The organism is Micromonospora sp. I033 (assembly GCF_053890995.1).
Map to the genome: position 1 here is coordinate 1 of NZ_JBSSLX010000258.1, position 7,243 is coordinate 7,243.

Consider the following 7,243-nt stretch of genomic DNA (forward strand, 5'->3'; position numbering starts at 1 on the left):
TGAAGCCGAGCAGCACACCGAGCCGGGCGGTCGCCGTCTGGGCGGCCGCCACCCCGGTGGCCGAGGAGACGTAGCCGGAGAGCTGGAGGACCAGGCCGTAGATGCCGGGGCCGAGCGCCAGGCCGAAGGTCTCCCCGGCGGTCCACAGCCCGGTGAACACGCCCGCCTGCCGCCGGCCGGTGCGCGCGGTGTCGTAGGCGATGCAGTCCGGCAGCATGGCCAGCGCGAAGACCTGCTGGCCGGCGTAGCCGACGCCGATCACCGCGACCACGGCGTACACCCCGGCGGCCGGCAGCGCGGGGGCGGCGACCAGGGCCAGCGCGCCGGCCGCGAAGAGCAGCGAGGCGGCGACCAGCGCGGCGCGCTTGCCCAGGCGGGCGCCGGCCCGGGTCCAGAGCGGCATGACCAGCAGGGCCGGGCCGACGAAGCAGGCGAAGAGCAGGGTCGGCCCGCTGTCCGGGGCACGGAGCACCTGGTCGGCGAAGTACTTCACCCCGGCCAGCACGGTGGCGACACCGGCGGACTGGATCACGAAGCAGACCAGCAGCACCCGGAACGGCCGGTTCCGGCCGGCGACCGCGAGCTGGGCGCGGAGGCTGGGCTCGCTCTCCCCCACCGTGCCGGTGGGCGCGGAGCGGGTGCCGAGGAAGACGCCGACCGTGCCGGCCACGATCAACGCCGCCACGAACAGACCCATCCAGCGGTGCCCGGGCACGCCGTCGCCGCCGGCGGTCACCACGGCCGGGGCCACCGCGCCGGAGACCAGGATGGCCAGCGCCAGCACCGCGATCCGCCAGCTCATCAGCCGGGTACGCTCCGCCGGGTCGCCGGTCAGCTCGGCGGGCATCGCCACGTAGGGCACCTGGAAGAAGGCGAAAGCCGTCGCGGTGGCCAGGAAGGCCAGCGCCACGTACGTCCCGGCGGCCGGGCCGGCCCCGAACGGCGCCGCGAAGATCGCGGCGAAGAGCACGGCCAGCGCCAGCCCGCCGCCGAGCAGCCACGGCCGGCGCGCGCCCCAGCGGGACCGGGTCCGGTCGGAGATCCGCCCGGCGACCGGGTTGACCAGCACGTCCCACGCCTTCGGCAGGAGCACCAGCAGGGCGGCCACGCCGGCCGCGACGCCCAGCGTGTCGGTGAGGTACGGCAGCAGGAGCAGCCCGGGCACCGTGCCGAACGCGCCGGTGACCAGCGAGCCCAGCGCGTATCCGGCGTGCACCCGGCGAGGCAGGCTCCCGCCCGTTTCCGTCATGGAGCCGAATGCTACTCACGTTATGTCGGCGGTCACATCCCCTCGTCGGGCGACCAGGCGGCCGCCGCCATGTCCACCCCGGCGGGGCGCAACGGGCAGCCCTCGGCGCGCAGCCGGGCCCGCGCCTCCACCTCGTGCCCCGGCGGCAGCCGGCCGGCCGAGTTCACCACCCGGTGCCAGGGCACCCCGCCCCCGTGCCGGGCCATGATCGAGCCGACCAGCCGGGCCGAGGCCCGCCCCGACCGGTCGGCCAGCGCGTCGGCCACCGCCCCGTACGACATCACCCGGCCGGGCGGGATCCGCTCGACCAGGTCCAGCACCGCCTCGACGTACTCGTCAGGTGTCACGGGCTGCCACGATATGGGAACGCGCCGGGGCGCGGCGGACCGCAGCGCGCAGAATGGTCGGGTGCGCGAAGCAGTCACCTCGGCCCGCCGGATCGTCGTCAAGATCGGCTCCTCCTCGCTGACCACCCCGGCGGGCGGCCTGGACGACACCCGGGTCGACGCGCTGGTCGACACGCTCGGCGCGCTGGCCACCGGGGGGCGCGAGGTGGTGCTGGTCTCCTCCGGCGCGATCGCCGCCGGCCTGGCCCCGCTCGGGCTGCCCCGGCGCCCCCGCGACCTGGCCACCCAGCAGGCCGCCGCCAGCGTCGGGCAGGGCCTGCTCATCGGCCGCTACGCGGCGGCCTTCGCCCGGCACCGGCTGACCGTCGGGCAGGTGCTGCTCACCGTCGACGACGTGACCCGGCGGGCGCACTACCGCAACGCCTACCGGACCCTGCGCAAGCTGCTCGACCTGCGGGCCGTGCCGATCGTCAACGAGAACGACACGGTGGCCACCGAGGAGATCCGGTTCGGCGACAACGACCGCCTCGCCGCGCTGGTGGCCGCCCTGGTCGACGCCGACCTGCTGGTGCTGCTGTCGGACGTGGACGCGCTCTGGACCGGCGACCCGACCCGCGCCGGCAGCACCCGGATCACCGAGGTGCACGGCGAGGGCGATCTGGCCGGGGTCGACATCGGCGGGGCCGGTCGGGCCGGGGTGGGCACCGGCGGCATGGTCACCAAGGTCGAGGCGGCCCGGATCGCCACCGGCTTCGGCATCCCGGTGGTGCTCACCGCCGCGCCGCTGGCCGCGCCGGCGCTGGCCGGCGACCCGGTCGGCACCTTCTTCCACCCGAACAGCCGGCGCCCGGCCGCCCGGCTCTTCTGGCTGGCGCACGCCACCGCGCCGCGCGGCCGGCTGCACCTCGACCCGGGCGCCGTGCAGGCGGTGGTCGGCCGGCGCAAGTCGCTGCTCCCGGCCGGGATCACCGCGGTGGACGGCGCGTTCACCGCGGGCGACCCGGTGGACCTGGTCGACACCGAGGGCGCGCCGGTCGCCCGCGGGCTGGTCAACTACGACGCGGTCGAGCTGCCCGGGCTGCTCGGCCGCTCCACCTCGGAACTCGCCGCGGCGCTCGGCCCGGCGTACGAACGGGAGGTCGTCCACCGCGACGACCTCGTGCTGCTGTGAGGAGTGCTGGCATGAGCGTGGTCGAGCAGGCCCGGCGGGCCCGGGGCGCGGCGGAGGCCCTCGCGGTCGCCACCCGCACGGTCAAGGACGCCGCGCTGCACGCGATGGCCGACGCGCTGGTGGCGCGTACCCCGGAGATCCTGACCGGGAACGCGGCGGACCTGGCGGCCGGGCGCGTGGCCGGGCTGAGCGCGGCCGTGCTGGACCGGCTGGCCCTCGACGAGGGCCGGGTGGCCGGCATCGCCGACGCGCTGCGCCAGATGGCCGCGCTGCCCGACCCGGTCGGCGAGGTGGTCCGCGGCGCGACCCTGCCCAACGGGCTGGAGCTGCGCCAGGTCCGGGTGCCGTTCGGTGTGGTCGGCATCATCTACGAGGGCCGCCCCAACGTGACCGTCGACGCGGCCGGGATCTGCCTGAAGTCCGGCAACGCGGCGCTCCTGCGCGGCTCCTCCTCGGCGGCGCACTCCAACGCGGCGCTGGTCGCGGTGCTCCGCGACGCGGTCGCCGGCGCCGGCCTGCCGGCCGACGCGGTGCAGCTCCTCGACGCCAGCACCCGCGACTCGGTCAAGGAGCTGATGCGCGCCCGCGGCCTGGTCGACGTGCTGATCCCGCGCGGCGGCGCGTCACTGATCCGCACCGTGGTCGAGGACTCCACCGTGCCGGTGATCGAGACCGGGGTGGGCAACTGCCACGTCTACGTGGACGCCGCCGCCGACCTGGCCAAGGCCGTGGCCGTCACCCTGAACTCGAAGACACAGCGCCTCTCGACCTGCAACACGGCCGAGTCGCTGCTGGTGCACGCGGGCGTCGCGGACGCCTTCCTCCCGGCCGTGCTGGCCGCCTTCGCCGACGCCGGGGTGACCGTGCACGGCGACGCGCGGGTGGCGGCCTACTCCGACGCGGTGGTGCCGGCCACCGAGGAGGACTTCGACACCGAGTACCTCTCCGCCGACATCGCGGTCGCGGTGGTCGACTCGCTGGACGCGGCCGTCGCGCACATCCGGCGGCACGGCACCGGGCACACCGAGGCGATCGTCACCGACTCCCAGCCGGCGGCCCGCGAGTTCGTGGCCCGGGTGGACGCCGCCGCCGTGATGGTGAACGCGTCCACCCGGTTCACCGACGGCGGCGAGTTCGGCTTCGGCGCCGAGATCGGCATCTCCACCCAGAAGCTGCACGCCCGCGGCCCCATGGGGCTGCCGGAGCTGACCAGCACCAAGTACGTGGTCACCGGCGACGGCCACCTGCGCTGAGGCGCCCGGCTCAGGCGGTGGGCGCGGCCGGCTCGGGCGGCAGCCGGTCGGCCGGCGGCGCCGGGCGCGGCGCCGGCACCACCGGCAGCGCGGCCGGCAGCGGCGCCACGAACGGCGCGCCGGAGACCGGGGCCTCGGGGGTGCTCGGGCGGCAGGCCCGGATCGCCCGCAGCGTGGTGTGCACGTCGAACTGGTGGCCGTCGTCGCTGTCCCAGCCGCCGTCGCTGCGCTGGGTCTCGGCGAGCCGCCGGCGGGCCGAGACCAGCAGCCACTGCTCCTCGCCCACGTCCACCCGGCGCAGCGTGGCGGCGAGCCAGGCCACGTCGGCCGGGGACATCTGCGGGATGCGCTCGGCCAGCACCGCCTGGATCCGGGCCGACTCGTAGTACATCTGCTGGCGGTGCAGCACGGCCGCGGCGAGCCAGCCGGCCGGCAGAAAGGACGGCCAGCTGCCGTCCGGCGCGAGCTGCGCGGCGAGCGCCTGGGCCGCCGCCTGCACCACCCCGGCGTACGCCCCGCCGACCCGGTGGTCGAGCGGGCCGGCGGCGCGGGCGTCCAACCCGGCCACGGTGAGCCAGAACCCGGCGTTGGCGGTCAGGAAGAGCCGGGCCTCGGGGTCCCCGGGAGTGGCCCACTCGGGGGCGAACCCGGCCAGCGACGGATCCTCGTCCCAGCCGCCGTCGGCGAGCTGGCGGGCGGCCAGCCAGTCCAGGGCGTGCCGGGCGGCGGGGCGGCCCAGCGCGCCGAGGTCGTCCAGCTCGGCCAGCCGGTAGCAGGTCGCGTCGACCGAGGCGACCTCGCCGTCGAGCACGGCGGGCCAGCCGCCGCCCTGCGCCTGCCCGGACTCGGCCGCCTCCAACAGCTCGGGCGGCACCGGGGAGCCGGTGCGCAGCCGGGAGAGGCGGGCGCGGTCCACCGCGTCACCATGCGCCACGACGAAGCCGATCGCCGCCTCCAGATCCACCACGGGAGCCACGCTACCGGCGCAAACGCGGTTACGCCTCGGTAGCTCGGCCAGGGGTGGCCCGGCCCACCGGCGGGTACGCGAAGGCCCTCCCGGCACACCCGGGAGGGCCCTTCGACGCGGGTGACCTCAGTACGCCGGCAGCGCCGGGTCGATCTGCTTGATCCAGGAGAGCACGCCGCCCTGGACGTGCACGGCGTCCCTGAAGCCGGCCGCCTTCAGCGCGGCGAGCGCCTCGGCGGAGCGGACGCCGGACTTGCAGTGCAGCACGATCTGCTTGTCCTGCGGGAGCTGCGCCAGCGCCTCGCCCGAGATGATGTCGCCCTTGGGGATCAGGGTAGCGCCGGGGATCCGGACGATCTCGTACTCGGCCGGCTCGCGCACGTCGACCAGGAAGATGTCCTTGCCGGCGTCCTGCCACTCCTTGAGCTCCAACGCGGTGATGGTCGAGTCGACGACCGCCTCCTGCGCCTCGTCGGACACCGCGCCGCAGAAGTCCTCGTAGTCCTCCAGCAGGTCGGTGACCGTCGGGTTCTCGCCGCAGAGCACGCAGTTCGGGTCCTTGCGGACCTTGATCTTGCGGTAGCTCATCTCCAGGGCGTCGTAGACCATCAGCCGGCCGACCAGCGGCTCGCCGATGCCGGCGAGCAGCTTGATCGCCTCGTTGACCTGGATCGACCCGATGGACGCGCAGAGCACGCCCAGCACGCCGCCCTCGGCGCAGGAGGGAACCATGCCGGGCGGCGGCGGCTCCGGGTAGAGGCAGCGGTAGCACGGGCCGTGCTCGGCCCAGAACACCGACGCCTGGCCGTCGAACCGGTAGATCGAACCCCAGACGTACGGCTTGCCGAGCAGCACGGCCGCGTCGTTGACCATGTAGCGGGTGGCGAAGTTGTCGGTGCCGTCGACGATCAGGTCGTACTGGGCGAAGATCTCGCGGACGTTGTCCCGGTCCAGCGCGGTGTTGTGGATCTCCACGTTGACCAGCGGGTTGATCTCGCGGATCGAGGCGGCGGCCGACTCGGCCTTGGACCGGCCGACGTCGGAGACGCCGTGGATGATCTGGCGCTGGAGGTTGGACTCGTCGACGGTGTCGAAGTCGATGATGCCCAGGGTGCCGACGCCGGCGGCGGCGAGGTACATCAGGGCCGGCGAGCCGAGACCGCCGGCGCCGACGCAGAGCACCCGGGCGTTCTTCAGCCGCTTCTGCCCCTCGACGCCGACGTCGGGGATGATCAGGTGACGCGAGTAACGGCGGATCTCGTCTACGGTCAGCTCGGCGGCGGGCTCGACGAGCGGGGGCAGCGACACGGTGGACTCCCCGGGATCGGCGGTGGGACCGCGCCATTGTCACTCGCGCCGGTAGGGATCGGCCATGATGAGGGCCACGTCGCCCGACATGCGGGAGCGGGAATAACTCAGAGCCCGTCGGTCGGCTCGCCCTCGTAGCGAACCCCGTCGACGTACGGCCAGGCGTTCGGCACGCAGCCGTCCAGCCCGTACGTCTGCTGCTGCATCACCGGCGCCGGCATGCCGGGCCCGGGGCAGGCCTGGTGCAGCTCGCCGAACTCGTGCCCGACCTCGTGGTTGATGACGTACGTCCGGTAGACCTCCAGCGGGGCACCGTAGTCGGGCACCGCCTCCATCCAGCGGGCCAGGTTGAGGATGACCCGTCCGGGCAGCCGGCAGGAGGTGTACCGCTCGGTGCTCAGTCCCCCCTCGGCGCACATCCGCTCCGAGGTGGCCGGGGTGGCCAGGTAGATGGTGAAGTCGGCGGCCGCCTCGGGCACCCGCTGCACCCGCAGCTCGCCGGAGGCGATCCAGCTGCGCGGGTCGCCGAGCACCGCGTCCACCGTGGCGGCGAACTCGTCGGCGTCCTGCCCGGCGTCCCGCTCGACCTCGACCCGGTAGCGGCGCAGCGGGCCGTCGTGGCCGCGTACCGGCGAGCGGCCGTCGGCCGCGGCGAAGCTGCCGGGGCCCGCGGTGGGGTACCCGCTCGGTGCCGTCCGGGGCCCGGCGCCGCCGCCGTTGGCCGGCGACGGGTCGGCGGCGAGCGGATGCCGGGTGGAGAGGTGCACCGGACCGTCCGGACCGCCCAGGCGGGTCACCCCGACCGCGCCGGCACCCGCGGCGAGCACCGCGGGCCCCCCCCCCCGGCCCCGGCGGCGCCCCGGGTGGCGGGGCCGGCCGCGGGTGCCGCCTCGGGGGGCCCGGCCGGCCCCGGCGCGCCTCCCCCCCGCCACCGCTCGCCCCCCGCCC

Annotated in this window: 6 protein-coding genes and 1 pseudogene; 2 read left to right on the forward strand and 5 right to left on the reverse strand. The window is 75.6% G+C overall.

The window, feature by feature from the left end:
• Nucleotides 1–1,249, reverse strand: a 1,249-nt coding sequence (locus tag ACW0Q9_RS27470) for an MFS transporter (protein ID WP_456186154.1), incomplete at its 3' end; no start/stop codon positions are given.
• 32 nt (nucleotides 1,250–1,281) lie between these two features.
• Nucleotides 1,282–1,596, reverse strand: a complete 315-nt coding sequence (locus ACW0Q9_RS27475) for an MGMT family protein (protein ID WP_091317788.1) — start codon at nucleotides 1,594–1,596, stop codon at nucleotides 1,282–1,284.
• Between the two features lie 13 nt (nucleotides 1,597–1,609).
• Here ACW0Q9_RS27475 and proB point away from each other — a divergent pair, with 13 nt between their 5' ends.
• Nucleotides 1,610–2,767: a glutamate 5-kinase gene (gene proB / locus ACW0Q9_RS27480; protein ID WP_456186157.1), complete on the forward strand. Its 1,158-nt coding sequence runs from the start codon at nucleotides 1,610–1,612 to the stop codon at nucleotides 2,765–2,767.
• Nucleotides 2,768–2,778: 11 nt separating this feature from the next.
• Entirely contained in the window at nucleotides 2,779–4,020 is a 1,242-nt protein-coding gene (locus tag ACW0Q9_RS27485; protein ID WP_456186159.1) for a glutamate-5-semialdehyde dehydrogenase, read from the forward strand.
• 148 nt (nucleotides 4,021–4,168) lie between these two features.
• On the opposite strand, the pseudogene ACW0Q9_RS27490 reads toward ACW0Q9_RS27485, so the two are convergent.
• From ACW0Q9_RS27490 to ACW0Q9_RS27500, 3 genes and pseudogenes are all read right to left on the reverse strand, one after another.
• A pseudogene (locus tag ACW0Q9_RS27490) lies at nucleotides 4,169–5,038 on the reverse strand (hypothetical protein); the annotation flags it as partial.
• Nucleotides 5,039–5,113: 75 nt separating this feature from the next.
• Nucleotides 5,114–6,295 carry an adenylyltransferase/sulfurtransferase MoeZ gene (moeZ, locus tag ACW0Q9_RS27495; RefSeq protein WP_456186161.1) on the reverse strand — a complete coding sequence of 394 codons (1,182 nt, stop codon included), beginning with the start codon at nucleotides 6,293–6,295 and terminating at the stop codon, nucleotides 5,114–5,116.
• A 107-nt stretch (nucleotides 6,296–6,402) separates the two neighbouring features.
• Complete coding sequence (locus ACW0Q9_RS27500; RefSeq protein WP_456186163.1) at nucleotides 6,403–7,122, reverse strand: DUF3152 domain-containing protein; 720 nt, start codon at nucleotides 7,120–7,122, stop codon at nucleotides 6,403–6,405.
• Nucleotides 7,123–7,243 lie beyond the last annotated feature (121 nt).

Bases quoted from the DNA above. Each gene is read 5' to 3' on its own strand.
- proB (WP_456186157.1), top strand. From the start codon at position 1,610: ATGGGAACGCGCCGGGGCGCGGCGGACCGCAGCGCGCAGAATGGTCGG.
- ACW0Q9_RS27485 (WP_456186159.1), top strand. From the start codon at position 2,779: ATGAGCGTGGTCGAGCAGGCCCGGCGGGCCCGGGGCGCGGCGGAGGCC.